This window comes from Stutzerimonas sp. LR2 (genome assembly GCF_055755175.1).
Window position 1 is genome coordinate 226,401 of record NZ_JBVTRR010000002.1, and the last position, 25,209, is coordinate 251,609.

The 25,209-nt window shown below is 57.5% G+C and carries 30 protein-coding genes and 1 pseudogene; 10 read left to right on the top strand and 21 right to left on the bottom strand.

Features of this window, described 5'->3' with window-relative positions; all coding sequences use genetic code 11:
- The first annotated feature begins 5 nt into the window (after positions 1-5).
- From flgL to ACVRRC_RS07515, 6 genes are all read left to right on the top strand, one after another.
- The gene (flgL, locus tag ACVRRC_RS07490; RefSeq protein WP_472996810.1) at positions 6-1,271 is read left to right on the top strand and encodes a flagellar hook-associated protein FlgL; all 1,266 of its coding nucleotides are present in this window, start codon (positions 6-8) and stop codon (positions 1,269-1,271) included.
- Positions 1,272-1,392: 121 nt separating this feature from the next.
- Positions 1,393-1,710: a ComEA family DNA-binding protein gene (locus ACVRRC_RS07495; RefSeq protein ID WP_013982239.1), complete on the top strand. Its 318-nt coding sequence runs from the start codon at positions 1,393-1,395 to the stop codon at positions 1,708-1,710.
- Positions 1,711-2,086: 376 nt separating this feature from the next.
- Entirely contained in the window at positions 2,087-2,527 is a 441-nt protein-coding gene (locus ACVRRC_RS07500; RefSeq protein ID WP_013982240.1) for a YkvA family protein, read from the top strand.
- Between the two features lie 167 nt (positions 2,528-2,694).
- Positions 2,695-3,021 carry a helix-turn-helix transcriptional regulator gene (locus tag ACVRRC_RS07505; protein WP_013982241.1) on the top strand — a complete coding sequence of 109 codons (327 nt, stop codon included), beginning with the start codon at positions 2,695-2,697 and terminating at the stop codon, positions 3,019-3,021.
- Positions 3,018-3,386, top strand: a complete 369-nt coding sequence (locus ACVRRC_RS07510) for a hypothetical protein (RefSeq protein WP_013982242.1) — start codon at positions 3,018-3,020, stop codon at positions 3,384-3,386. The genes ACVRRC_RS07505 and ACVRRC_RS07510 overlap by 4 nt, the downstream gene beginning before the upstream one ends.
- On the top strand, positions 3,386-3,853 hold the full coding sequence (locus ACVRRC_RS07515; protein WP_181120240.1) for a tetratricopeptide repeat protein: 468 nt from the start codon (positions 3,386-3,388) through the stop codon (positions 3,851-3,853). Before ACVRRC_RS07510 ends, ACVRRC_RS07515 begins: the two co-directional genes overlap by 1 nt.
- Here ACVRRC_RS07515 and ACVRRC_RS07520 read toward each other — a convergent pair.
- Both ACVRRC_RS07520 and ACVRRC_RS07525 read right to left on the bottom strand, forming a co-directional pair.
- Complete coding sequence (locus ACVRRC_RS07520; protein WP_472996812.1) at positions 3,820-5,613, bottom strand: EAL domain-containing protein; 1,794 nt, start codon at positions 5,611-5,613, stop codon at positions 3,820-3,822. The genes ACVRRC_RS07515 and ACVRRC_RS07520 overlap by 34 nt on opposite strands.
- Before the next feature lie 98 nt (positions 5,614-5,711).
- The gene (locus ACVRRC_RS07525) at positions 5,712-7,796 is read right to left on the bottom strand and encodes a carboxy terminal-processing peptidase (protein WP_019407233.1); all 2,085 of its coding nucleotides are present in this window, start codon (positions 7,794-7,796) and stop codon (positions 5,712-5,714) included.
- A gap of 176 nt (positions 7,797-7,972) precedes the next feature.
- On the opposite strand from ACVRRC_RS07525, the gene ACVRRC_RS07530 reads away from it, so the two are divergent.
- Positions 7,973-8,935 carry an NAD(P)H-quinone oxidoreductase gene (locus ACVRRC_RS07530; RefSeq protein ID WP_472996813.1) on the top strand — a complete coding sequence of 321 codons (963 nt, stop codon included), beginning with the start codon at positions 7,973-7,975 and terminating at the stop codon, positions 8,933-8,935.
- A 46-nt stretch (positions 8,936-8,981) separates the two neighbouring features.
- On the opposite strand, the gene ACVRRC_RS07535 is transcribed toward ACVRRC_RS07530, so the two are convergent.
- The 6 genes from ACVRRC_RS07535 to minC all read right to left on the bottom strand — a co-directional run bounded on the left by ACVRRC_RS07535 (position 8,982) and on the right by minC (position 13,495).
- Positions 8,982-10,271: a M18 family aminopeptidase gene (locus ACVRRC_RS07535; RefSeq protein WP_014596213.1), complete on the bottom strand. Its 1,290-nt coding sequence runs from the start codon at positions 10,269-10,271 to the stop codon at positions 8,982-8,984.
- A 67-nt stretch (positions 10,272-10,338) separates the two neighbouring features.
- Positions 10,339-10,908 carry a class I SAM-dependent methyltransferase gene (locus ACVRRC_RS07540; protein WP_472996814.1) on the bottom strand — a complete coding sequence of 190 codons (570 nt, stop codon included), beginning with the start codon at positions 10,906-10,908 and terminating at the stop codon, positions 10,339-10,341.
- Positions 10,908-11,543: an RluA family pseudouridine synthase gene (locus ACVRRC_RS07545; RefSeq protein WP_125875601.1), complete on the bottom strand. Its 636-nt coding sequence runs from the start codon at positions 11,541-11,543 to the stop codon at positions 10,908-10,910. The genes ACVRRC_RS07540 and ACVRRC_RS07545 overlap by 1 nt, the downstream gene beginning before the upstream one ends.
- Before the next feature lie 60 nt (positions 11,544-11,603).
- Positions 11,604-11,861 (bottom strand): cell division topological specificity factor MinE, encoded by a 258-nt coding sequence (gene minE / locus ACVRRC_RS07550; RefSeq protein ID WP_003301267.1) that lies wholly within the window; start codon positions 11,859-11,861, stop codon positions 11,604-11,606.
- A complete protein-coding gene (gene minD / locus ACVRRC_RS07555; RefSeq protein WP_013982251.1) occupies positions 11,858-12,673 on the bottom strand; it encodes a septum site-determining protein MinD in 816 nt (271 codons plus the stop codon). The genes minE and minD overlap by 4 nt, the downstream gene beginning before the upstream one ends.
- 96 nt (positions 12,674-12,769) lie before the next feature.
- Positions 12,770-13,495, bottom strand: coding sequence for a septum site-determining protein MinC (minC, locus tag ACVRRC_RS07560; RefSeq protein ID WP_013982252.1), 726 nt, complete (start codon positions 13,493-13,495; stop codon positions 12,770-12,772).
- Between the two features lie 158 nt (positions 13,496-13,653).
- Here minC and ACVRRC_RS07565 point away from each other — a divergent pair, with 158 nt between their 5' ends.
- On the top strand, positions 13,654-14,601 hold the full coding sequence (locus ACVRRC_RS07565) for a lipid A biosynthesis lauroyl acyltransferase (RefSeq protein WP_472996816.1): 948 nt from the start codon (positions 13,654-13,656) through the stop codon (positions 14,599-14,601).
- Between the two features lie 123 nt (positions 14,602-14,724).
- Here ACVRRC_RS07565 and ACVRRC_RS07570 read toward each other — a convergent pair.
- Positions 14,725-15,360, bottom strand: a pseudogene (locus ACVRRC_RS07570) (pirin family protein); the annotation flags it as partial.
- Between the two features lie 51 nt (positions 15,361-15,411).
- Between ACVRRC_RS07570 and ACVRRC_RS07575 the strand changes: the two are divergent.
- Positions 15,412-16,998 (top strand): recombinase family protein, encoded by a 1,587-nt coding sequence (locus tag ACVRRC_RS07575; protein WP_200650012.1) that lies wholly within the window; start codon positions 15,412-15,414, stop codon positions 16,996-16,998.
- Positions 16,999-17,050: 52 nt separating this feature from the next.
- Positions 17,051-17,365, top strand: a complete 315-nt coding sequence (locus ACVRRC_RS07580; RefSeq protein WP_472996817.1) for a hypothetical protein — start codon at positions 17,051-17,053, stop codon at positions 17,363-17,365.
- Between the two features lie 361 nt (positions 17,366-17,726).
- Here the strand turns inward: ACVRRC_RS07580 and ACVRRC_RS07585 are convergent, their stop codons facing one another.
- The 12 genes from ACVRRC_RS07585 to ACVRRC_RS07640 form a co-directional block, all read right to left on the bottom strand.
- The gene (locus ACVRRC_RS07585) at positions 17,727-18,281 is read right to left on the bottom strand and encodes a tyrosine-type recombinase/integrase (protein ID WP_368851879.1); all 555 of its coding nucleotides are present in this window, start codon (positions 18,279-18,281) and stop codon (positions 17,727-17,729) included.
- 126 nt (positions 18,282-18,407) lie between these two features.
- Complete coding sequence (locus ACVRRC_RS07590; RefSeq protein ID WP_472996818.1) at positions 18,408-18,662, bottom strand: hypothetical protein; 255 nt, start codon at positions 18,660-18,662, stop codon at positions 18,408-18,410.
- Positions 18,663-18,887: 225 nt separating this feature from the next.
- Complete coding sequence (locus ACVRRC_RS07595; protein ID WP_472996819.1) at positions 18,888-19,592, bottom strand: hypothetical protein; 705 nt, start codon at positions 19,590-19,592, stop codon at positions 18,888-18,890.
- Positions 19,593-19,959: 367 nt separating this feature from the next.
- A complete protein-coding gene (locus ACVRRC_RS07600; protein ID WP_472996820.1) occupies positions 19,960-20,823 on the bottom strand; it encodes a hypothetical protein in 864 nt (287 codons plus the stop codon).
- A 10-nt stretch (positions 20,824-20,833) separates the two neighbouring features.
- Positions 20,834-21,223 (bottom strand): hypothetical protein, encoded by a 390-nt coding sequence (locus ACVRRC_RS07605; RefSeq protein ID WP_472996821.1) that lies wholly within the window; start codon positions 21,221-21,223, stop codon positions 20,834-20,836.
- A gap of 48 nt (positions 21,224-21,271) precedes the next feature.
- On the bottom strand, positions 21,272-21,547 hold the full coding sequence (locus ACVRRC_RS07610; protein WP_472996822.1) for a hypothetical protein: 276 nt from the start codon (positions 21,545-21,547) through the stop codon (positions 21,272-21,274).
- On the bottom strand, positions 21,547-22,020 hold the full coding sequence (locus ACVRRC_RS07615) for a hypothetical protein (RefSeq protein WP_472996823.1): 474 nt from the start codon (positions 22,018-22,020) through the stop codon (positions 21,547-21,549). Before ACVRRC_RS07615 ends, ACVRRC_RS07610 begins: the two co-directional genes overlap by 1 nt.
- Positions 22,021-22,208: 188 nt before the next feature.
- Positions 22,209-23,123, bottom strand: a complete 915-nt coding sequence (locus tag ACVRRC_RS07620) for a hypothetical protein (protein WP_472996824.1) — start codon at positions 23,121-23,123, stop codon at positions 22,209-22,211.
- Entirely contained in the window at positions 23,095-23,280 is a 186-nt protein-coding gene (locus ACVRRC_RS07625; protein ID WP_146032431.1) for a hypothetical protein, read from the bottom strand. Before ACVRRC_RS07625 ends, ACVRRC_RS07620 begins: the two co-directional genes overlap by 29 nt.
- 416 nt (positions 23,281-23,696) lie before the next feature.
- Positions 23,697-23,861 carry a hypothetical protein gene (locus ACVRRC_RS07630; protein WP_472996825.1) on the bottom strand — a complete coding sequence of 55 codons (165 nt, stop codon included), beginning with the start codon at positions 23,859-23,861 and terminating at the stop codon, positions 23,697-23,699.
- Positions 23,862-23,863: 2 nt separating this feature from the next.
- The gene (locus tag ACVRRC_RS07635) at positions 23,864-24,046 is read right to left on the bottom strand and encodes a hypothetical protein (RefSeq protein ID WP_472040308.1); all 183 of its coding nucleotides are present in this window, start codon (positions 24,044-24,046) and stop codon (positions 23,864-23,866) included.
- 485 nt (positions 24,047-24,531) lie between these two features.
- A complete protein-coding gene (locus ACVRRC_RS07640) occupies positions 24,532-25,017 on the bottom strand; it encodes a hypothetical protein (RefSeq protein WP_151320577.1) in 486 nt (161 codons plus the stop codon).
- Between the last annotated feature and the right edge of the window lie 192 nt (positions 25,018-25,209).

Below are 25,209 nucleotides of genomic sequence, written 5' to 3' on the forward strand. Positions count from 1 at the left end.
GCCCCATGCGCATTTCCACCCTGCAAGCATTCAATAACGGCGTCGCCGGACTGCAGCGCAACTACGCCAACGCGACCCGTACCCAGGAACAGATCAGTACCGGCAACCGCATCCTGACACCAGCAGATGACCCGGTAGCGTCGGTGCGTCTGCTGCAGCTGGACCAGCAGCAGAATGTGCTTAGTCAGTACAACGCCAACCTGACCGCGGCTAAGAACAGCCTGACCCAGGAAGAAGTCACTCTCAACTCGGTCAATACCGTGTTGCAGCGTGTACGCGAACTTGCCGTACAGGCGGGCAACGGTGGTTTGAGCGCCGAGGATCGGAAATCCATCGCTGCCGAACTGCGCGAGCGCGAAGATGAACTGCTGTCCTTGATGAACACGCGCAACGCTCGCGGCGAGTACCTTTTTTCGGGCTTTCAGGGCAAGACACAGCCATTCGTGCGGGCCGCGGACGGCAGCTATAGCTATCAGGGTGACGAAGGACAGCGGAAGTTGCAGATCGCCAGTTCGCTGAATATCCCGATCAGTGACAGCGGCAAGTCGATCTTCGAGAACGTAATCAACGCCGGACGTTACGTCAGCGCGCTGGACACTACCGCGCAGCCAGGCTCCACATTGAGTGTGTCGGCGCCGCTGGTGCAGGACGAAGTTGCCGTGAGCGGCAACCCGCCATTTCCAGCGGCTGGGGTCGGTGTGCACTTCACATCCGACACCGAGTACGTGGTCTACGACCTGGCGTCGCCCCCTGACTTTGCCAATCCCCCGATCGATCCCAATCTGGTGCTGGCCTCGGGGGCAGTCGATAAGGAAAGCAAGACCACCGAGAAGCTGGCGTTTCGGGGTGTGGTGATCCAGTTCGATGGCATTCCGGTCGGAGGCGAAACCGTCGAGATTCAGTTGGACCCCAGCGCACAGAAGCAGGGACTTCTCGGAACGGTCTCCAGTTTGCGCATGGCGCTGGAAAGTCCGTCCGGCAATGCCCAGGTTCGTGACGCCGTCGCGGTAGCCCTGACCAATCTCGACCACGGCATGGTCAGCCTCGATGCGGCTCGCGGTAACATCGGTGCTCGCCTCAATGTGATCGAAACGACTCAGACCGACAACGAAGATGTCGCGTTGGTGAACAAGGCCGTCCAAGCCGAGCTGCGTGAGCTGGATTACGCCGAGGCCCTGTCCAGGCTGTCGTTTCAGACCATTCTTCTCGAGGCGGCTCAGCAGAGCTACGTCAAGATCAGCGGCCTGAACCTGTTCAACGCGATGCGCTGAGAGGTTTGACGAGGTTCGCAAAAAAACGACCTCGTTTTGACATCGGTGGGTAGGCGGCTAGATTGGCTGACGCGGAGCAGGATGTCCCGCAGAACTCCCCAATCGCATAAGGAACATGCTCATGCGCAACGCGTTTATTGCCGCAGCGGCTTTTGCCGTACTTTCCAGCTTCTCGTTCGGCAGCTACGCCGCCAGCCAAGCCCAACCGGCTCCGACCGCCCCGGCGGCAGCCGTGGCGCAAGCGCCGGTGAACCTCAATACCGCCGACGCCGCTACGCTTACCCGCGAGTTGAAAGGCATCGGTGCAACCAAGGCCAAGGCCATCATCGACTACCGGGAAGAGCATGGACCGTTCAGTTCGGTCGATGAGCTGCTCGAGGTAAAAGGGATCGGCTCGGCCACTCTGGAAAAATTGCGGAGTCAACTCAGCGTTCAGTGATTGAAAGACCGGGCCGTTCGCAATGGGCGGCCCCGTCGTGGCTTGATCGGCTGCCCAGATAGTCGCCCGCCTGCCACACCGAACACCCTGTGCAATGGCCAGTCAAAGAGCTTGAAAGGCATTGACATTCCGCGGTTATGCACATTCGAAATAGCTCCATTCATTCTGCTCCCTCATTTGTACATTGCTTTTGTGGCCTTTTGTAAATCATTGATTTAAAAGGGAATCATGAGCTGAGTAAAAAAACACCGATCTGTTCGCCACCCCCGTGGCACGGGCGTTAGCGGCGGTCATCCAGAAACTGTTCACAAGGTTATCCACAGGTTCGGTGGATAACGTAGCCGAGGTCACGGATGGCGCTGGCTGGAGGTGTCTGATGAAAGCTCCCTGGAATTTGCTGCGCTATCTGCCGCTGGCGCGGCGTCTGATCAAGCACGGAAAAATCCCCGCTCTGCTTCTCGCCGTGGCCCGCAAGTCATCATCCAAGCGTGGGCTGATAAAGGGGCTTCGCGAGGACCTGTCGCTGCTACAGGCGCTGTGTGTTGCCTGGTGGCGCGGCGAGTATCGGGCCATCAGCCCCAACGCGCTGGTAGCGGTGGTCGCCGGCCTGCTCTATTTCCTCTCACCATTGGATGCGATTCCCGATTGGATTCCCGGGCTGGGATTTGTGGACGATCTCGCTGTTCTGGGCTGGGTGATGCGTAAGTGGTCGGCTGAACTGGATGCGTTCAGAGCCTGGAAGCAGACGCAGACGGCCGAGCGCCAGGCCGCCCTGAAAGAGCTCCCGCAACTTGACGAGCCCCGGGCTGGCGGATGATCAGGCCGATGCAGCGGCTACGGGGGTACGCCCGTTGGTCGGCAGCATTCGGACATTTGCGGTGTCGATCCCGATTCGCTTTTGCCTGCTGCAGGCAGGTGGCTTCAACGAGCCGCGAGGGCTGTTAAGATTCCGCCTCTGATCGAGAAGCCAGGGGAAATAGACGGATGAACGTACAGGTCATCATGCGTGACGGCTCGCCGGAATACGCCGTACTGCCATGGGACGAGTACCAGGCTCTGCTTGCCGCCGTAGGCGCACCATCTTCCTCGGCTACGGTTTCCAGCCCGGACACGCAGCGGCTATCGGCGCTTACCGAATTGTCTTCGCTTCGTGAGGGCAAGGGACTCAGCCAGGACACGCTGGCGCGCTCGGTCGGGATCAGTCCCGCCTATCTCGCACTGATCGAGGCGGGCGAGCGGGTTCCCGATGCGGCCATTCGCCGGGCACTGGCCCGCGCATTAGAGATCGATGGCTGGGAGGGCGACGCTTGACCTCGGTATCCATCAGCCGCCAGCACTGGCAGGCATTGCTCGGCGAACTGGATGATGCGCGGCGGCAGCGGCACCTGGTGACCTACCGAGCGCTAATCGAGCGCCTTCAGCTGCCCACGCCGGCGATGCAAACCCTGACCGCGGCACTGGAATACCTGGCCGCTCTGGACGCCCGCTCGGAGCGCCCATTGCGTAGTGCGTTGGTCATCAGCCAGGGCGCCAGCCGTCTGCCGCGAACCGGTTTCTTCGAATGCGCCGCCCGGCTCGGACGGTTCTCCGGTCCGGTCGATGGCGCCGCAGCCGCATCGTGGCATGCCGGCGAGGTGGCTCGGGTGTTCGAATTCGACTATCCGGAGGATGTCTGATGTTGAGAAGGCTGCGTGCCAGGCTCGGGTACTTCACAGCGCGCAAACTGATGAAGTCGCATCGTGCGGTCCAGCAACCGAAACTCTGGCGCTGGATGGAGGGGCAGTTCGCGCGCATGGCGGCACAAGGCGATGTCGAGGCCCAGTGCTTCTACGGGCATATCCTCTATTTTCGTGGCCTTGGTCATGGCGCCAAGCGTGAAGGGGTTCGCCTGCTGCGGCTCGCGGCAACGGCCGGTGATGTGAAGGCCGCGTACCAGATGGGTGTCATCAGCCTGAGCGAGGATGCCTCCCACGGCCCTGATGGCAGCGAAGCGGCGCGATGGTGGGCTCAGGCCGCCGAAGCGGGGCACCCGCTGGCGGCAGTTCGCCTCGAGCAGCTCTATCGGGCCGGGGGGCATGGTCTGGCTGCCGACACTCGTCAGGCCGACCGCTACAAGGAGAAGGCAGCACAGCTCGGATTGTGAGCATCCTTCGACGTACTGTCCGCATCCAGGACATGCACGCTCGGGCCGAACGTCTGCTTGGCTTGCCGTTTGGCCTCCGATGCCAGGGCGGCAAGCCTTCCAGCGTCCAGCCGGTCGGTGTGTTCCGGTCGTACATCGACGATCCCAATCGACAGCGACAGGAGGGCAAAGCGCTGCTCCCGTCCGTCTCGGTTGGCAGAGACGAAACCTCCCGATTCCAGGTGCTCGCGTTGGTAGAAGGTCTTGCTGCGGCGTAGAAACTCATGTTGCAGCTGATCGATCCGCTGCAGACCGTCCTGTCCACCCAGAACCAGCATGAAGTCATCGCCACCGATATGGCCGACGAAGTCCACCCGCGGATCGACCCGTTCGTTCAGGCATTGCGCCAGGCACAGCAGGACCTCGTCACCCTTGGCATAGCCGTAGAGGTCGTTGAAGGGTTTGAAGTTGTCGATATCCACATAGCAGACCAGCGCCTGGCGCCGTTGCAGCAGCAGGCGCGTCAGGCATTGCTGGATAGGCACATTGCCAGGTAACAAGGTGAGCGGGTTGGCATGACGCGCCTGCTGGATCTTCAGTTCGGTTATCAGCCTCAGCACATCGATGACCCGACCGAGGCCGTGATAGCGCCCAGCCTGGGTGATGACAAAATCCTCCTCGATGCGCTGGCGGGCTCGGCTGGTCAGCAGTCGGCTTACCTGCTGCAGTGACTGGCCGAGCTCAACGGCAAGGAAGTCCGTGCTCATCAGGCGGCTCAGGGGTTTGCGCGCCAGCAGGTCGGTCGCGAACGGCTTGAGCAGCGCCTCCGAGATGAGATTGCGGTGGATAATGCCAACGGGCCTGGCGTCGGTATCGAGAACCGCAATCGAGTTCAGGTTGGGCTGCAGGCGAAACGCTTCCAGCATCTCCGCAACCGGGCGATCGGCCGACATGGCCGGTTGCTGGATGAGCAGGGCGCTGAGGTTGCCGGTTTCCTCGCCGAAGGCAGTCTGCACTTCCGACTGGGGCAGCACTTCGTCGATATCCTGAGGCGGCAGCTCCATCGGACGTCCGAGCAGGTAGCCCTGAACCAGATCGATGCCCATGCTGGCGAGCACGACCAGCTCCTCCTGCAGTTCGATGCCTTCGGCGATGACCTGGGCTCGTGAAGCGCGGGCGATCTTCAGGATCGATTCGACGAACTCGCGCTTCACCGGGTCGAGATGGATGCCGTCTATGAAGTAGCGGTCGATCTTCACATAGTCGGGACGCAGCTCCGACCACAGACGCAGGCTCGAATAGCCGGCGCCGAGATCATCCAGGGCGATGCTGAATCCCATTGAGCGGTAATGGTGAAGCGCTTTGTCGAGCAGCTCGAGGTCATCTGCCGGGGCCTGTTCGGTAAGTTCGATGACGACCTCATCGGCGGAGATGCCATAGGCCTGGAGCAGCTCGAGCGTCCGCCCGGGCTTGTGCGTGGCATCGAGCAGGGTCTCTGGCGAGGCGTTGAGGAAGAGTTTGCCGCGTAGCGCGCCCTGACTGTATCGCCGGCACGCCGTTTCGCGACAGGTCATTTCCAGCTCGTTGAGGCGGCCGGCATGACGGGCCGTGGTAAGCAGGTTGATCGGCGAGTGCAGGGGGCTGTTGGACGGTCCGCGACTGAGCGCTTCGTAACCGAGTATTCGTCGCTCGGAGAGCGACACGATGGGTTGGAACAGGGTGGTGATGTCGCCGTGAGCAAGGATCTGTCCCAGCGTGCTCAACTGCTCGGTGACTGTCATGGGAGGACTCTGGGCTGAAAGAAAAGGGGCCGCATTGCGGCCCCTTCATTTCACGTCACCGTGATGTCAGTTTGATGACATCGCGGGTTGCGCGCCCTTCAGTGCTTGGCCATTGCCGAGCTGAGGCCGAGATAGTCCAGCAGGATGCGACCGCTTTCGGACAGGTAGGCATCGTCCTCTGGTTTCGGTTTGTCCATCTCCTGATGCGGCGTGGTTTCGTCGTCCTTCTCCAGCTTGGCCAGCGGCTGTTCACCCTTAGCCAGCCGCAGCGCGTTCTCCAGCGCTAGCTGACGCTTCTCGATATCCGCCTGCTGAGCACGGCGTTTCTCTTCGTTGAGACTGACGGTGGTTTCGTGCATCAGCTCCTGGGCGAGCGCCAGGCGGTCACGGGTGAAGACGAAGTCCGGGTTCTCGCCGGTGCGCGCCTCATGGCGAGCCTTGAGTTCGGCCAGGAAGGGTTTGAAGGGGTTCATGTCGGGATTGATCGCAGCGCGGATGCTGTCCCACGGCAGCGCTTCGGGTAGGGCGCTTTCGCCAATCTCCTTGGTGTCGACATCGGCCGGGTAAGCGATGTCCGGAATCACGCCCTGGTGCTGCGTGCTCTGCCCGGAAACGCGGTAGAACTTGGCCAGGGTCAGCTTGAGCTCGCCATGATTGAGGGGCTGGATGGTCTGCACGGTACCCTTGCCAAAGGTCTGGCCGCCAAGGATGAGCGCGCGATGATAGTCCTGCATGGCTCCGGCGAAGATTTCCGAGGCGGAGGCCGACAGTCTGTTCACCAGCACCGCCAGCGGGCCTTTGTAGAATGCGCCGGTCTGCTCGTCGGCCAGCACGTCGACACGGCCGTCGCTGTTGCGCACCAGCACCGTCGGGCCCTGGTCGATGAACAGGCCGGTGAGTTCGGTGGCTTCCTGCAGCGAGCCGCCGCCGTTGTTGCGCAAGTCGATGACTACGCCGTCGACCTTTTCCGCTTCCAGTTCGGATAGCAGCTTCTTCACATCGCGGGTGGTGCTCTTGTAGTTCTGGTCGCCGGCACGCAGGGCCTTGAAGTCGAGGTAGAACGCCGGAATCTCGATCACGCCGAGCTTGAAGTTCTGGCCCTGATGCGCGAGGTTCAGCACCGACTTCTTGGCGGCCTGCTCCTCGAGCTTGACCGCCTCACGGGTGATGGCCACCACCTTACTGCTCTGGTCGTTCGGTGCATTGCTCGCCGGGATGACTTCGAGGCGGACCACCGAGCCCTTTGGACCGCGGATGAGCTTGACCACCTCATCCAGGCGCCAGCCGATCACGTCGACCATTTCGTCGTTGGCCTGGCCAACGCCGATGATCTTGTCAGCCGGTGCCAGCTGCTTGCTCTTTTCTGCCGGGCCGGCCGGCACCAGGCGTACGATCTTGACGTGCTCGTTGTCGCTCTGCAGCACCGCGCCGATACCTTCCAGCGACAGGCTCATGTTGATGTCGAAGTTCTCGGCATTGTCCGGCGAGAGGTACTGGGTGTGCGGATCGTAGGACTGGGCGAACGCGTTGATGTAGGTCTGGAACACGTCTTCGCCGCGAGTCTGGTTGAGGCGCGCCAGCTGGTTCTTGTAGCGTTTGGTCAGCAGCTCCTCGATGGCCTTGGGCTCCTTGCCTGCAATCTTCAGGCGCAGGACCTCGTCCTTGACGCGCTTGCGCCAGAGGTCGTCGAGCTCGGCCATGTCCTTGGCCCAGGCGGCTTTCTCGCGATCGACCAGCAGCTCTTCATCGACGGTGAAATCGAAGCTGTCGACGCCCTTGCCGAGCAGGCCCAGGGCAAAGTTGAGACGGTTCTGCAGCCGCTCGAGGTGCCGCTTGTAGATGGCGAAGCCGGGTTCGAGGTTGCCGCCTTTGAGGAAATCATCGAACTGGTTGCGCCACTTGCCGAATTCTTCGATGTCGGATGCCAGGAAGTAGCTGCGCGCAGGGTCGAGCATCTTGATATAGCTGTCGAAGATCTTCGCTGAACGGGCATCGTTCAGCGGCGGCTTGTTGTAGTGATGGCGCTTGAGCAGCTCGACGACGTTGAGGCTGGCGATCACCTGATCACGATCGGGTTGCAGGTAGTCCCAGTTCTCCGGCGTGCTGACCGCTTTGGCCATCGCCAGGGATGCGTGAAGGCCGAACAGGACGGCGAGAACGGTGCAGGTCAGCGTACGTTTCATGGCTTGGGGGCGACGTAAGGCAAGGGAATAACGCATATTAGGCCATCTAAAGTAGGCGCCGGTTCGGTTTTTCCGTCCGGCGGTGGAAAGCACGAGCCCGATGGTACAGGGTGGTCAGAAGAGGCCAGCGAGCGATCAGTTGGGTGGACATAGATAAGAACCACTATGGAGGCAGCATGAAGGCATTGCAAGGTATCGAGGGGCATCTGGAGTGGGCCGAGCGGCCCGCTCCCGCATGTGGCGAAGGGGAGGTCCGCATCCAGGTGGCGGCCGCTGGGCTGAACCGGGCGGATCTGCTGCAGCGCGCCGGCCATTACCCGCCGCCCGCAGGCGTGACCGACATCCTTGGCCTGGAGTGTGCCGGCGTGATCGCCGAGGTGAACGGACGCAGCCGCTGGAAGGTGGGCGACCGCGTCTGCACCTTGCTGGCCGGAGGCGGCATGGCCGAGGAAGTGGTGGTCGATGCCCGCCAGGTGCTGCCGGTGCCGGAAGGCATGTCGCTGCACGAAGCGGCTGCGATTCCCGAGGTATACGCCACCGCCTGGCTCAATCTCTACCGCCTCGGCGCGTTGCTGGCCGGCGACAAGGTGCTGCTGCATGCCGGTGCCAGCGGTGTCGGCTCGGCGGCCATCCAGTTGTGCAAGGCGTTCGGCAATCCCTGCTGGGTCAGCGTCGGCTCGGCCGAGCGTCTGGCTTATTGCGAGTCACTGGGCGCAGAGGGTGGTGTGCTGCGTGGCGACTCGCTGGAAGCGCTGCGTGACTTCGGGCCGTTCGACATGATCCTCGATCCGGTCGGCGCCAAGTACGCCGCGCTCAATCTGCAGCTGCTGGCGATGGACGGGCGCTGGGTGATGATCGGCCTGATGGGCGGCCGCAAGGCCGAGATGGACCTGGCGGGGCTGCTGGCCAAGCGTATCCAGTTGATCGGCTCCACCCTGCGCAGCCGCGACGCCGACTACAAGGCCGGCCTGCTGGCAGAGATGGAGGAGAAGGTCTGGCCGCTGTTCACCCAGGGCAAGCTGTCGCCGCGGCTGGAGCGCACCTTCGCCATCGGCGATGTCGAGGCCGCGTTCGAGGCTCTGGCCAGCAATACCGTGTCCGGCAAGCTGGCCCTGGTGATCGACAGCTCGCTGTCCTGACGCGCCTCCGGCAGGCTCGCGGCGATCGCGGGCCGGCCGGGACAGCTCAGGGCAGCTGGTTGCTCGCGTAGAAGGCGGTCAGCACCTTGACCAGATGGGCCAGGTCCTGGCTGCCGGCCAGCTCGCGAATCGAATGCATGGCGAAGGTCGGCAGGCCGATGTCGACGGTGCGCACGCCCAGCTGGCTGGCGGTGATCGGGCCGATCGTCGAGCCACAGCCCATGTCGCTACGAGTGACGAAGCTCTGCACCGGCACCTCGTTTTCCAGACAGAGATGGCGGAAGAAGCCGGCGGTTTCGCTGCTGGTGGCATAGCGCTGGTTGTTGTTCACCTTGATCACCGGGCCGGCGTTGAGCTTCGGACCGTGGTTACCGTCGTGCTTGTCCGCATAGTTCGGGTGAACGGCGTGGGCGTTGTCCGCGGAGATCAGCAGCGAATGGCTGACCGCACGCTGGAAGTCGTCTTCGTCCGGCAGCAGGCGACGCAGTACCTGCTCCAGGAACGGGCCGTCCGCGCCGCACATGGAGGTAGAGCCGACTTCCTCGTGGTCGGTGCAGACCAGCACGCAGGTATGTTCGCGCTCGGCAGCGAGCAGGGCCTGCAAGCCGGCAAAGCACGACAGCAGGTTGTCCAGCCGAGCCCCTGCGATGAAATCTCCATGCAGGCCGATGACCGCGGCGCTCTGGGTGTCGTAGAAACTCAGTTCGAAATCCAGCACCACATCGGCGACCAGCCCATGCTCACGGCCGAGCTGATCGGCGAGCAGTGCACGGAAGTCCGGGCTTTCCTGGCTGGCAATCTGCGCGAGGATCGGCGGTAGTTCGTTCTGCGCGTTGATCGCCCAACCCTGATTGGCTTCCCGGTTGAGGTGAATCGCCAGGTTGGGGATCGTTGCGATCGGCAGCTTGAAATCGATCAGCTGGCTCTCGATGCGGCCATCCCGGCTGTAGGTCACCCGTCCGGCCAGGGACAGATCGCGGTCGAACCAGGGGGCCAGCAGGGCGCCGCCGTAGACTTCGACTCCTACTTGCCAGAACCCCTGGCGCTGCAGTTCCGGCTGTGGCTTCACACGCAGACAGGGGCTGTCGGTGTGGGCTCCGACCAGACGCAGGCCGTGCTCGACCAGCGATTTGCTGCCCAGCTGAAACGCCACGATGGCCGAATCGTTACGGGTGACGTAGTAGCGTCCACCAGGTTCGGTGTGCCAGACCTCGCGCTCATCCAGCGCACGGTAGCCGGCCGCCTGCAGTGCCTGGGCGAGATTCTGGGTGGCATGGAACGGGGTGGGCGATGCCTGCAGGTACTCGATCAGGCCTTGGTTGAGAGCTTTGCGCATTTCGGACTCCGGACTGCAAGGTCACGAAGTCTATCCCATCGCATGGCATGGCTGCATTCCCACGGCCTCAACTGCGCCGAGCGATGGCCTCGAACAGATGCCAGTGCTTGTCCTGGCCGGTCGCCGTCTTGCCGTCGAACTCGATCTCGTTGAGCTCCAGCAGCTCCCAGTCTTCGAACAACTCCATAAGCTGCTCATAACGGTGACAGGTGAGGTTGCGCCCCGCCCAGCTGTCACGAAGCCCGAAAAAGTGACCGCTGAACAGGCCACCCCTGCGCAGGCACTCCATGATGCGCGTCCAGAGACTCGTGAATGCCTCCGGTTTGCAGAACGGTAAAGCGAAACTGGCATTAACCAGCTCGACGGTGGGAAGGGGAGCACCGTTCTCGAATGGCTCGCAAAGCGTGGTGAGCTTGTGTGCACCGGTGTCCACCTGTGCTCGCAGCGCATCGAGCGCGGCGCTGGACTGATCGAGTGCGACCACGCTCCAGCCATCGCGCAGCAGCGCCAGGCTGTCGCGACCTGCGCCGCAGCCCAGGTCAAGCGCGGTTCCGGGGGGCGCTTTCCAGAGGTTGAGCGCCTTGCGCAGGCTGGGATGTTCGGGGGCGCCGCGGGTCGCCTGAAGAAATCGCTCCATCAGAATGGCGCGGGACACTCGAAGCGCAGGCGCTCGCCTGTCTGCGGATGAGTCAGGGTAAGCATACTGGCGTGCAGGCACAGCCGCTCATGCGCATGCAGCGCCTGTTCATGCGCGTAAAGCCGGTCGCCGAGCAACGGGTGACCGATCGACAGCATGTGCACCCGCAACTGGTGAGAGCGCCCGGTGATGGGGGTCAGTTCGACGCGGCTGTAGTCGCCGCAGCGCTCGAGTACGCGCCAGAAGGTCAGCGCATGCTTGCCCAGTTCGTGATCGACCACATGCCGTGGCTTGGTCGGCGGGTCGTAACGCAGCGGCAGGTTGATGCTGCCACTGTCCTGCTCCGGCTGGCCCCAGCACAGCGCGGTATAGGCCTTTTCCGTTTCGCGGTCATGAAACTGACGGGACAGCTCGCGGTGCGTATCGGCGTCGCGGGCGAGCACGATGAGCCCGGAGGTCTCCCAGTCCAGACGGTGCACGATGCGGGCTTCGGGGTAGCCGTTCTCCTGCAGGCGGGTCACCAGACAGTCACGATTGTCTTCAGCCCGTCCTGGCACGGAGAGCAGCAGGGTCGGCTTGTTGATCACCAGCAGGGCGGCGTCCTGGTGAATGATCTGGATGTTGCTAAGAGGCATTGTTCTTCCCACAAACGAAGACGGCGACCCGTGGGCCGCCGCTTCTGTACGCCGTGCCGCTCAGCGATCCGGCAGGGTGATGTTCAGTTCGAGAATCGAGCAGCTGCCCTGATCCTCGAGGGCGACCTGAACCTGATCGCTGTCGATGTTGACGTACTTGCGGATCACCTCGACCAGCTCCTTCTGCAATGCCGGCAGGTAGTCCGGCTCGGTGCGCTGGCCGCGTTCGTGGGCGACGATGATCTGCAGGCGTTCCTTGGCAATGGCGGCCGGTGTTTCCTTCTTCTTGCGTTCACGGAAGAAGTCGAAGAGGTTCATTCGCGGCCTCCGAAAAGTCGTTGCAGGAAGCCAGGCTTCTTGACGTCGAGGAAGCGGTGCGCCACTTCCTTGCCCAGCAGGCGATCCACCGCGTCGCTGTAGGCCTGACCGGCATCGCTCTGGTCATCGAGGATCACCGGGATGCCCTGGTTGGACGCCTTGAGCACAGCCTGCGACTCGGGGATCACGCCCAGCAGGCGGATGGAGAGGATTTCCTCGACGTCTTCGACGCCGAGCATTTCGCCCTTGGTGACGCGCTCAGGGTTGTAGCGGGTCAGTAGCAGGTGTTCCTTGATCGGCTCTTCGCCGTTTTCGGCGCGACGCGACTTGCTGGCCAGCAGGCCGAGCATGCGGTCGGAGTCGCGTACCGAGGAGACTTCCGGGTTGGTCACGACGATGGCTTCGTCGGCGAAGTACATGGCCAGATGCGCGCCTTTCTCGATGCCCGCCGGGGAGTCGCAGATGACGTATTCGAAGTTCTTGCCCAGCTCGTCGATCACCTTGCCGACGCCTTCCTGGGTGAGGGCGTCCTTGTCGCGCGTCTGGCTGGCAGCCAGCACGTAGAGGTTCTCCAGACGCTTGTCCTTGATCAGGGACTGGGTCAGGGTGGCATCGCCATTGATGACGTTGACGAAGTCGTAAACCACCCGGCGTTCGCAGCCCATGATCAAGTCGAGGTTCCGCAGACCGACGTCGAAGTCGACGATGACAGTCTTGTGGCCGCGCAGAGCGAGGCCGGTACCGATGGCGGCGCTGGTGGTGGTTTTACCAACGCCACCTTTGCCGGAAGTGACTACGATGATCTTGGCCAAGGTGATTCACCCTAAAAATTGAAAAATCGGGACCTTCCGCCCGGTTTTGGCGTCAGGATTGCCCGTTTGGTCCTTGAAAATTCGCGGCAGTATCCGTTAAAGGCGGGTGATGTTCAACACGTCGCCGGAGAGGCTGATGCGTACCGCTTCAGCCCAGAGAGGATCGCGTCGCAGGTCCTCGGCGACCTTGTATTGGCCGGCGATGGAGACCATTTCCGCTGCGAGCTGCTGGCAGAAGATCCGCGCCGAAGTATCGCCCTTGATGCCAGCCAGGGCGCGACCGCGAAGCGGACCGTAGACATGGATGTTGCCATCGGCGAGAAGTTCCGCACCGGGGCTTACCGGCGCCAGCACAATGAGGTCGCCGCCCTGTGCGTAGATCTGCTGGCCGCCGCGGATGGGCGTGGTGACCACGCGGGTCGGGCGGTAGACCGGTTCGGCAGGCTTGGCCGGAGCCTTCGATGCCAGGTCGACCTGGCGCTCGCGAGCCCCCGAAGGCGGCAGCACCGGTAGATCCAGCACCGCCGCTGCTTCGATATGCGCCGGCTCGCTGGCGCGCAGGGCCAGGGTGCGCAACCGATGCTTGCGGCAGAGTGCGACCAATGCCTTGATGTCGATTTCCCGCGCCGCCTCGGGCAACTTGTCCAGCGCCAGGACCAGCGGCGTATTGTTGAAGAAGTCCGGGGCTTGCTCGACCTTGGCCGCGAGCTGCTCGTCGAGACGTTCGATGTCGTTGCTGGCCAGCTCCAGCACGGTGATGGCGAGCATGCTGCCCTTGAGCTGGAAGGCTGGGGACTGGTCGGGGAGGTCGGCTTGGCTCATGGTCTGCCTGCTGCGGTAAATGGCGAGGACTTATAACGAGGTGTGCCGCTGCCTGCAACCCGCCGCGTGTGTCCCGGGCGATCGCTGGTGCGCCGAGGCTCGGTCAACCACGGCTTTTGCCGCTAGAATGCGTCGCTTCATCGGTTGTCGAGCTATTCATGGACCGTCCTCAGTTTCGTGCGTACTTCCTGCATCCGCGCTTCTGGCCGCTGTGGCTGGGGCTTGGCCTGCTCTGGCTGCTGGTGCAGTTGCCGTATCCGCTCTTGCTGCAACTGGGCCGTGGGCTCGGCGCGCTGATGTTCCGATTCGCCGGTTCCCGGCGCTACATCGCGCGACGCAACCTGGAACTGTGCTTTCCCGAACTCAGCCAGGCGCAGCGTGAACGTCTGTTGCGCGAGAACTTCGCGTCCACCGGCATTGCTTTCTTCGAAATGGCGATGAGCTGGTGGTGGCCGCAGGCGCGCCTGCAGCGGCTGGCAAAGATCGAGGGACTGGAGCATCTGCAGCAGGCCCAGGCGGCCGGGCAGGGGGTGATCCTGATGGCGCTGCATTTCACCACGCTGGAAATCGGCGCCGCATTGCTCGGTCAGCGCCACACCATCGATGGCATGTACCGCGAGCACAAGAATCCGCTGTTCGACTATGTACAGCGCCGCGGACGCGAGCGGCACAACCGCGACGCCACCGCCATCGAGCGGGAAGACGTGCGGGCCATGCTCAAGATTCTGCGTGCCGGCCGCGCCATCTGGTACGCGCCGGATCAGGACTATGGCCGCAAGCAGAGTCTGTTCGTACCGCTGTTCGGTATCCAGGCCGCCACGGTGACCGCCACCACCAAGTTCGCTCGGCTAGGCAGGGCCAAGGTCGTACCGTTCACGCAGGAGCGCCTGGCGGATGGTTCGGGTTATCGGTTGGTGATCCATCCGCCGCTGGAGGATTTCCCTGGCGAGAGCGAGGAGGCCGATTGTCTGCGCATCAACCAGTGGGTCGAGGAGGCCGTCAGCGCCCTGCCTGAGCAGTATCTCTGGGCGCACCGGCGCTTCAAGACCCGGCCGGACGGCGAGCCGGGGCTGTACAAGAAAAAGAAGAAGCGCAAGGCGGTGTAATGCGCTTTCCTGCCCGTGCAGCGTGGCGGGCGTGTGGTGCGCTAACGCCACCCCACAGGTGACGGCCGGCTACATCCCGGGCGGCGTCCCGGTGGTTCCGGCCATCCAGTCGACCCAGCCGAATCAGGCCAGCGTTCCATCGCGGAAATCCCGCAGCGCCTGCTCGATCTCCTCCCGGCTGTTCATCACGAAGGGGCCGTACTGCACGATGGGCTCGCCCAGGGGGCGCCCGGCCAACAGCAGCAGGCGGGTTCCCGACTCGCTGTGCAACCGCACCTCACCATGTTCGGACAGGCGCACCAGCTGGCGTTTGCCCAGCGTGTGTTCGCCAAGGCGCAGCGCACCCTCATAGACATAAAGCAACAGCCGATGGCCTTCCGGCACTTGCGGGCTGATGCCGCTACCGGCCGGCAGATGCAGATCGAAAAGCTGCGGCTCGGTATCCGGACGCTGCACGACGCCCGGCTGCTCGATGCCGTCGACCTTCAGCGTGCCGGCGATGACTTTCGCCTGTACCCCGCCTGGCAGCGTCAGCTGTGGAATTTCCGCCGGTGCGAAGTCACGGTAGCCCGGCTCGCCGAGCTTGGCGTAGGCGGGCAGGTTCAGCCACAGCTGGAAGCCGCGCATGAGACCTTGCTCCTGCTCCGGCATTTCGCTGTGGATCACGCCGTGCGCTGCGGTCATCCACTGCACGCCGCCACTTTCCAGCCGCCCGACATTGCCCATGTGATCCTCGTGACGCATGCGCCCCTCGAGAACACCGGGGCAATGATACAATGGCTATCTTAGTTAGCTCGGAATCAGCATCCCATGCCCACTGCATTCTCATACGTCCGTTTTTCTTCAGCCAAGCAAGCGCGGGGGTCGAGCCTTGAACGCCAACAAACAATGGTGGCTCAGTGGCTGGCATCCCATCCTGATTACACTCTCAGCCTCACGAGCTTTGAAGACCTGGGGCGCAGTGGTTGGAAGGGCGAACACCTTGAGAATGGATTCGGCAAACTCTTGGCCGCTGTTGAGGCAGGAGTGATCCAGCCGGGGGACTGCATTCTTGTCGAGGCTATCGACCGGACCGGGCGACTTGAACCATTAGAGATGCTTCCTCTATTAGGAAGGATCGTTCAGGCAGGGGTGATGATTGTCACGCTCGATGATGGGCTGACATACGATCAGAAGTCAGCGAACAGCAATCACTTGTTCCTACTCGTGGCGAAGGTGCAGCAGGCATATAACTATAGTGAGGCGCTGTCCCGTCGAATCAATGCCGCGTATGACCGTAGGAGGCGAGCAGCTAAGGAAGGTAAGGCTGTAAAGCGTCACACGCCGATGTGGATCGACAAGGAAGGAAAGCTAATCGAATCCGTTGCACCGCTTGTAAGGCAGGCATTCGAGGACTATGCGGCAGGGTTGGGCGAGCGGCGTATCTGTCGCCGGTTGCGTGAGTCAGGACACGAGCTGCTGCAAACCATCAATGGCACCACTGTTAAAAGGTGGCTGACGAACACCACGGCCATTGGCAATTGGGGTGAGATTCCAAACGTCTATGAACCAGTTGTACCGAAGGAGCTGTTCTACCGTGTGCAGGAGCAGCTAAGCCGCAACAAGGATCAGAAGCGTAGCGCACCAACAGCGTACCTCCTGACTGGCCTAGTCAAATGTGGACATTGCGGGCGTAACTTCAACGTCAAGAAGCACCCCAACACCGGAGCCACAATGCAATGCACAAGCCGGGCGCGTCTGACGCTGGACGGGTGCAGCAATTCTAAATCCATCCCTAAACAGCTTCTCGAACACATCCGTGTGAAAACTTCTCTGCCGTATGTGGAACGTGCATTGGCAGGCCAGTTGCTCACTGAACACCAGAAACGAAAGATCGAGATAGAAGGCGAGCTTGAAGACCTGTCCAAAAGGATCGGAAACCTTGCTAACACCATCGCAGCAATCGGGCTGGTGCCAGAGATACAAGAACAGCTTGAGCAGCTACAGGCGCAGAGAAAGCAGCTACAAGACGAACGCCTGATCCTTGATCGCTCTACTGATGAAGCCGTGTCCACCAATACGATCATCAACGTGGAGCGTGACTATCTGGCAAACGATCCAATCAAGCTCAACGCATTGCTTCAGCAGGCGGAATATTCCATCACTTGCTTCTCTAATGGGGAAATTTGGGTGAGTGGGGATGAGCACCCTTGGAAATACAAGGGGTATGACCGTTCTGCAAAAAGTTATGTGTATGAAGATTTAGGGCAGGAATATCGACTGCTGATGCTACGTCCAGAGCATCAAGAGCTTCTTGATAGGGTGAACAAGCAGCCTCTGCCAGAGCCGACACCGGAGTTCAATGACCTGCTATCTCTGATTGCTCGGGGCCATCGCAGGCGCGGTGATGATGCATAGGGAAAATATCGTGTGATACCTTTGTGCTACCTACACGAAAAGGGCTAACACAATGGTAAAGGGTATTCGCTACGCCGATGAGCAGAAGCAAGCATTGATCGAGGAATATCAAACAAGTGGTATGAGCCTCAGCCGCTTCTGTTCGCAACAAGGAAAGCCAAGCTATGCGGTGATGTCTAAGTGGATCAAGGCCGAAGGCGAACCTGTACGGCAGATCAGCAGATCGAACAGTGTTGGGGGTGATTCTGGGCTGTTTACTGAGTTTACAAAATCACTAATGCCTGATGACGTACAGACCCGGTACATTGCCTTTCTCGAAAAGCGTGTTCGAGAGCTTGAAGCACAACTAGCACAAAAAGACGAGTAACCCAACCCCCTGTCAGACAGGCCCCCATACTTTGCACAGGTGTGGGGGGATTCTCCCGTAGCAAATATCACATCCCCTGTTTCCTCTCCTATATGCAGAACGTTTGCTGAGATTCCCCGCTCGGAGGTGATAGGGCTTAACTCCCGCCCGCTGATCACTTTTTGACCAGTTACACGAATTTAAAATATCGAGCGTAGGGCTACAGTGAGCGCTGTTGAGCGTTTGAGCTAAGACACACCACGCAAAGGAAACGAAGAGAACGCACGTTCTAGGCTGCTCAGCGACGCTCTAAGGGGCATTCCTGAAGGGAATTGAGGGAATGCAGGAAGCCCCGCCATGTAGCAGGGCTTGAGGGAGGCTGTCAGATAACAAACTCGTGATAGGTGGCGTCAATCTCGGCTTGAGTCAGACCGATATAGGCCATCGTAACGGCGGGGCTGGAGTGGTTGAGCACCCTGCAAATCTTCTCGATGCTTACCCCAGCACTGTGCATGATCCAGCCACGAGTCTTGCGCATAGAGTGGGTGCCGAGCTGGATACCAATCTCATCGCCTACGGCCTTGAATGCATTCGCTACAGCGATACGGGAGACGGGCTTACCCTTGGCCCTGTTCGATTCCACTTCAAACAGATAGATGTGCTGGGGATGCTCAGCGGCTCGTTTAGCCACAATGCCCCGTGCCTTCTCATTCAGGTCGATAGAGCGGGTTTTCCCTGTCTTCTCTTCCTTTAGCACGATGCGGCCTTGCTTGGCCTCTTCCATCGTCACAGAGAGCAGGTCAGAGATTCGGAGCGCTACCTGCAAGCCAAACTCCCAGATATCGGAATACAGGGTGTTGCCCTTGGCGTTCAGCTTGAGCTTACGGCTGATGAAAGCCACATCCTCAACTGTCTTAACGGCGTCTACGCTCTTCATTTCTAGTTTACTCCCTGTTGCCATGCCTCTGATGTGTTAATTAAAGCATCGACTGAGAGAGCTTGTCCAGCATTTACGGGCTTTCTTAGTTAACAAAATACCATTCTGTTAAGTAGAGATGAGCTTTCAGCGTCCTGCCTTCACTTCCAGCATCTGCACCCGGCGATCAATCTTGTTCAGACGTTCCGTCACTCGTGCGTCCAGGGCATTCGTTCGTCCTTCGTTGTAACTGAGATGGTTGGTCACTCTGTCTTCGATCTGGGACACACGGCTATTGGTGGCCTGTAGGTCAGCAGCCGATGGCAAAGACCAGATCACCAGCAAGACGGTGGACAGGGCAAAGATGTTGCAGATTTGAAGGCTATTAGCAAAAGTAATCAATTATCTCTCCTTTATTGGGGATTTATATTCTTGGATTGAAAATGTTTAGCAATTATTTGACTTTGGAGTCAGAAACGGCTTAACACAAAATAGAATGTTATTAAGTAACATCAGGGGTGTAGGCAGGCTATGGGGAATAGCCGGGGAAGGCAGAGCGTGTTTATCCCTGCCTTTTTGTATACAACTTTGTATGTTTACTGGGGTTTTATAGCACGTATGTGTGTGCTACTCCTTCTGGGAATATTCAAGCTTTGTAGAGCTGAGAAGACTCTGCATCTCGTGCCTGAAGATTCCTTGCACCCGTCCTTCTAATTCACCAACAAGCTTTTCCTCTGATACGCCGTGGGCTGTGATGTTGATTGCTCCAGGCTGAACAGTGACGGTGCTATTGATCGAGGCTCCTGACATTTGCTGTAGGAGGTTTCGCGGCATGACGAAGCTATCAGCGGCTTGTTTCCAAGCTGGGGACTCAGGGATGAGGGGGCTAATGAAAGGAGCCTGATTGTCTCTAATGCGGCGAATGTCTGGAACGCTGAGCATTCCCCGTCCCATTGCAGAACTGAAAGGAGCTGTAGCGCGTTGCTCGTTTGACACTTCGTTGTTAAGAGCCGGGGCTGTCTGTAGCCGTGTGCTGAGCCATCCCACCATATCAGCGGCGAGAGATGTACCAGCGGCAGCCACCTTATAGAAACTGTCTCGCAATGGCTCGCTTGCTTCGAAGAGCTTTTGCTGACTCTCTACAAACCGCCTTGCTGCATCCGTCATCGGACCCTTGGAGCGTTCCAGTTCTTCAGCGAATCGAGCGTTAGCTAAGCGGGCCTCTTCACCCTGTACAGTGTTGGCAAGCTCTTTAACGCGGCCTGATGCTTCCTTAGCGGCCAACTCATAGCCTCTCATTACATCGTTGAAGGACACTTGACGCTTGGCCATAGCTGATAGAAAAGCTTCAACACCCTTAGCGCCTGTGCGCTCTTCCCAAGCCTTGATGATGTAAGAGCGGATGGCAGGGTTGCTATCTGCCAGTTGGGTATTACCTGATCTTCAAAGAGGGTCGCTAATCCTCTCCCGCTTTATTCAAGCTGCTCATGCTTTCACATGAGAGGAGGCCATATCTTCACCTTCGGCATTGTCCGGTAAGGTGCTCCCCGTTTCGGGCTGCTTAGCCCTACGCCTTGCGGCTGGTCGTTGAACGTTCCTTCTGACTAGAAGGCTTCGCTGCTGATTGCCCTCGTCTTTACGTTAGGGGTTTCCAGCAATTAAAGGAGTTTATTTTTCTGTGCATTTCGGCACAGCGAGCCTAACCGTTAAGCTCTTCAGCACGTAGGTATCCCAAACCCCCGATCTGGGTTAGGGCCAGACTCTGCCTTTCAATACTCTGTTGGTCGCCACCGTTGCCCCTTGTGGCAATCCCCATATTTGAATACAAGTCAAAAGCTCGCTGAGCTGTAAGGCCCATACTGTTTTGTCCCTGTTTCATAAAGCGTGTGAAGCCATCTACTTGAGACTGAGCTTGAACACCGAGCTTATTACTAAGATCAATCAGAACATCGATTGCGCTTTGTCTGCGCTCCTTAGAACCACCTACGGAGATTTCAAGCTGTAGACGCTCCAATTCTCGCTGTGAGATGAGGCGGCGGGCGTCATTGATCTTTGATACACCATAAGCTCCTGTGCCCACTACAGCAGCAGCGGCAATGCCAGCTGGGCCAAACATGGGAAGCGATGCACCTAGCCCGCCACCAGTGGCAGCAGCCCCAAGAGTATTAAAGCGTGGTACAGCAGGGAATGGGTTGCCCCCGCCACCGGCCCCGGCAATTGTCTTGACGTTCATTCGGGCCTGATTAGCCGCACGCTGGAAGGTTGTCTGCACTTGTGCATTGATCTTTGCTTGGTCTAAACGAATGTTGCCCACCTTCAACTCCAAGAGCCTCCCCATTCTGTTTAGATCACCTTGGATGGAGCGTTGTGCAGAGAGAGGGTCTAACTCTATTTTTTTGATTTTGAGAGAAGGAAGGGCGAAGCTTTTCTCAAAGTTGGCTTTCATGCGCTGTGTCATCAATGCCAGCTTCTTTTCCATCAATCGAATCTGTGTATCGACGACCCTTATACTTCTTTGATTCAGGCTGAAATTAAGCCCGACTGTATACTTTGCAATTTCCATTGTTTAACCTCTATTTATATTTGTTCCAGAAGCCACCACCTTGTGGCGGGGTGATAGCGGGATAGCCTGGGAGATCGGGAAGGAAATTCACTTTCTCGTTTAGAAAGCCTGTTCCGTAAGTGTCCAAGAACTGATCGAAAAGCCACTTATCCTTGATTGCTGGCTGGCTACACAAACAAACAGCACCGGCTTCTGTGTTTTCCCACAAGTCTCGCTCTTTGAAGGGAAGCTGTTCTGCATCTACAGCAACGATTAGCGCAAGCTTGTTCATTCGTGCGTTATGCTGCCACTGCACTGCCTTAACGGATGAGATGTTGTTTAGGTAGGTATCAACTGAGCTTCTTACGTCTTGAGCGCTGCCGTTAGGCAAGGGGCGGATTACGATAATTGAATAGATCATTGTTCTTATCCTTTGAAAAGAAGGGGGGCATTGCGCCCCCTGTCCTTGTTAGTCGTTGGGCTGTAGCCCCATAGCTTCCAGACGTTCACGGATGATTCGGTTAGTGGGATTATTTGGATGACTTGGAGAACGAGCGTTCGCTTCGTGGATGAGGTTGCAATAATACTGGACCTCTTCTTCCGTCAAATTGCTCTTCAGAGCAGGCTCTTCTTCCTTAGGAGCTACAACAGGAGCTTTGACAGCAGGGGAAGTAGTGGAGAGAGACGTTTTCTTCTGGCGTGCAACAGCGCGGTCTAGGCCACGGCGAATATGATCAAGAGACATTATTTACCCTCCTTAATGGAAGCGAAGTAGTCGGCGGCTTCCTTCTTGGCAGCCTCCCGAGCCTTGTGCTCTTTCTCTTCAGCGGCCTTGCGTTCCTTAGCCACTTGAGCCTGATACAACTGCTCGGCAAGGATGGATTCTTGTTCAGCGTTGAATGCTGCGACTTCTGCCTTCAGCTTATCTTCTACTTGAAGCTTGAGAGCTTCCATCTCTTGTTCTTGCATAGCTGCTGGCTTTGTAAAATACGCTGCAAAGGTATTGGGGCCGGAGCGACAGGGGAGCTTTTCATTTAGGCTGTATCCGGCTGCTACAAGCTCCACCACCTTCTTTGTATAAAGGAGAAGGATGGGTTCATCTACTGCTTGGCAAGCTGCGTGAGAGCCTTTGTAACGCTCAATTGCTTTAGCCTGACGTTCTGCCAATACTTCAGGAGAAAGGATCATTGGCTGTTGGACGTGTTGTTTAGTAGTCATATTTGTGTTTCCTCTTTTATGGTTTATATAAATTGCAGACAATAGCTGCCTGCGGCTTTAACTCTTGCGAGTTAAATTCGTTGGTGTTTTAAGGGTTGTTTGTTGCTTGTTTCTGCCACCCTGTGGGGTAGGGTGGGTTTGTAGCAGATCGTTTAAAACAGAGTTGTTTTTCCGTAGTAAATAGCTATTTAGAACGGGCTTTCGAACTCTTCTACCATCTGTTTACGTGCAGGCTTGCTTGAGCACGGAACAAACGTATTGTTATTGAATACGTGTGGGATTCCTTGGATTAGAAACTGCACATCATATTCAGCTTCAAATATCTTTACGTTCTTGCGAGCGCACCATTCAACCATCTCGGCACTAACATCACCATTAGGCTGGAACCGCCGTGTTGGCATATCAGCCAGCGACACACCGTGTATTGTTTCTGGAACATCAGGCTTTGACTGCTTTACCGAAGAACACGGTTCATCTTCCTGTGCGTTGTAAGTGAGCGAGTCGGCACAAGAGCCATCGTCTTCAGGCTCGGGCATGAAGTCGTCGTATGCGTCCATTGGCACAGCCTCAGAGGCCCATTCAGCACCAGCAGGCACGAAGTCATCTATTGTCGGGGCTGCAAGCTCCTGGAGGGCTTGTGTGGGCTGCTCCTTGGCCTGTACAGGGGCTTTCGCCTTGTCTTCCTGCTGCACCAACACCAAGTCACGGACGATCACATAGCTGTTGCTAACACGTGCTCCGCCCATTGGCTTCTTTTGAACGTGCAGCACACCAGAAATAATAAGCTTCTTAATAAACCGTTTGACTGTAGACAGACCCACACCACAATAGGCGGCGATCTCATCTTGGTTATCAAACCAAACACCATTTTGTTCTTTGAAGAACTGGAACCGATCAAGCATCCAGCACCAGATGACTTTCTCTTCACAGGACAAAGGATAAACGATTTCCACAACCTCGCCGGTAGGGACAAGCTTACCTTTGTCGTTCTCTACCATTACTAATTCCAAGCCGTTCCAGCCGGTGGCAGTTAGCAGCTCACGATACACAGCGAAGTAGGGCGACAGTTCTTTTTCAGTTTTTGCAAACAGTTGCGTTGCCATTGTTGTTCTCCTTAAAGGATGGAATTTGAATTAGTTGTTTAAATACAGCAGATACTGCTTTGTTGCAGGAGTGGGTGGGACTCTCATGCCCCCATAGCTCCATAAGCTGCAACAGTTCTTCGCTTGCTTGTTCGCCAAGTGTGATTCTGATTTTCATATTGCACCTCTAAACATTAATTAGATTCCCGTGGTTCTCCCAGACACTCGGGGAATTATTCTTCCTACGATCTTCGATCTTTGCACCAACACAAATGTATAAGAGCCGAAGGCTCATGCACCAACAAATCAAATACAGTCAACACAGAACCAAGCTTTGCTTTATGCTCTTTCTCTTATTACTGTGCCAAGCGTGAGTCGAAGACGAACAGGTTGCACAGGAGTCTTTCTAATGGGGCTACGTGCGAAGGTCGAAGACCTGAGCAAAGTAGAACCATTCAAACAGAGTAAGAAAATTAAGCTTTTAAAGCTTTATTCTTTTTCTTTACATCATTGTTATTACATCATTATTATTACTGGTTCTCCCAGACCCATGGCCGAGTGTCTCACAGACCTACGGGCGAGTGTCTGACAGACCTATGGGATTCTCTGTGGCTTTACCTCGCGTTGAGAGTTTAGGACGATTTGTTTGTAAGCTTGGGTGATGATGACGTTTAACGTGTGGTTGGTGCTGGTGAATCCGAGAGCTTGCATAACTGCAATCAGCTCATCTTTACTGCGGTCGTTCAGATGTGTGCGCATAACTACTGCTCCTTATTGACACGAGCCAATTCTTTTTTCAGTTCGAGGTTTGTAAAATGATCGGCTAAGAGTTTTGCTGCCAAAGCTGCTAAGCCCATACCACAATTGTATTCATCTACCAGCGCATAATATTCAACTGGCACATACACCTTCAGGCGACGGTGGGTTTCTTTGTCAAACATCATTGGTTAAGCTCCTTATGTAGAATTGTGTTTAGGTATTCAGATGGTGATTGGTTGTGTTGTTTCGCTTCTACTTCCAAGCGTGCTAACAGCTCAACCTGTAGCAAGAAAGTTTGTTTCTGATAACACTGAGTGCCAAGGTAAAGTGTGTCTCTCAATTGTTGTTCTCCTTTTGTAGTTGTGCTACAGCTTCAATGTATTCAAGCTGTTCGTAGCTCAGTTGGCGTAGCAGCTTCTTGATTCGCTCTCGTCTAATATATGAACGAGCCACGCAAGTGTTAGAGCAATGGCGGTGTTTCCGATTTGTTGGGGCAAAGGGTTCCCCACATACGCAACATGGTTGCATGTTATGCACCTCATAGATTTGGTTAGAAACGGCCCTAGGTGTTTTTCCTGACACATCTGAAGGCCGCGTATTTACTGGGTTCTATATGTGCAAAAATAGGGGGGTCGGTAGCCCTGTACTGAGTAGGGTGTTTTTGCACATATCAGGCGTGTTCCTTCTGAGCCTGTTTCTTTTCTTGCCGCTTTTTGAGCATATGTTGTATTTCTGGTGACAGTGCTTCAGAGTCTTCACCAAAGTCTTCTGGCTGAAGGCCAGTGAGCTTCAAAGTTTCTCGCTCAGAACACCGGAGTGCATAACACACAAAAGATAGCGACTTACCTTGCTGGACCATACGAAGGGCATCTTCTTTGAAAGTTTGCAGATGCTCAGCAGGTAGACGGTCAAAACCAATTGGGTCTGGTGCAATAATCTTTCGCTTGGCTCGATAAGTTTTTCGAGCGGTTAGCAGATCGGCGAAATCGACACAATCGCCAGCACTAAGCTTTTTATGTAGACGATAGTAAACGGATAGATCGTCATCAGTAGCTCGGAAGAAACGAGTGGTCTTGGTATCAACTGGAGTGTAGTGCGAAGAGATTACGCCAGTGATGAGATTCGATGCGGGGTTTACAGCGATGAAGTTAGCCATTATTGGTCTCCTTTGTATTAGAGACTCTGTTGTTCTACGACTTGAAAGCCTTCGATCTAATTGTGATCCTCTGTGGCATGTGAGCGGTAGTGAACTGAGTCAGGGGTTTTTAGTTTTCTTGATTTTCTTGAGCTTCTAGAAGCTCGTCTTTCAGTAGTGCAATCATCTCTCGTGTACTAAGCCCAAGCTTCG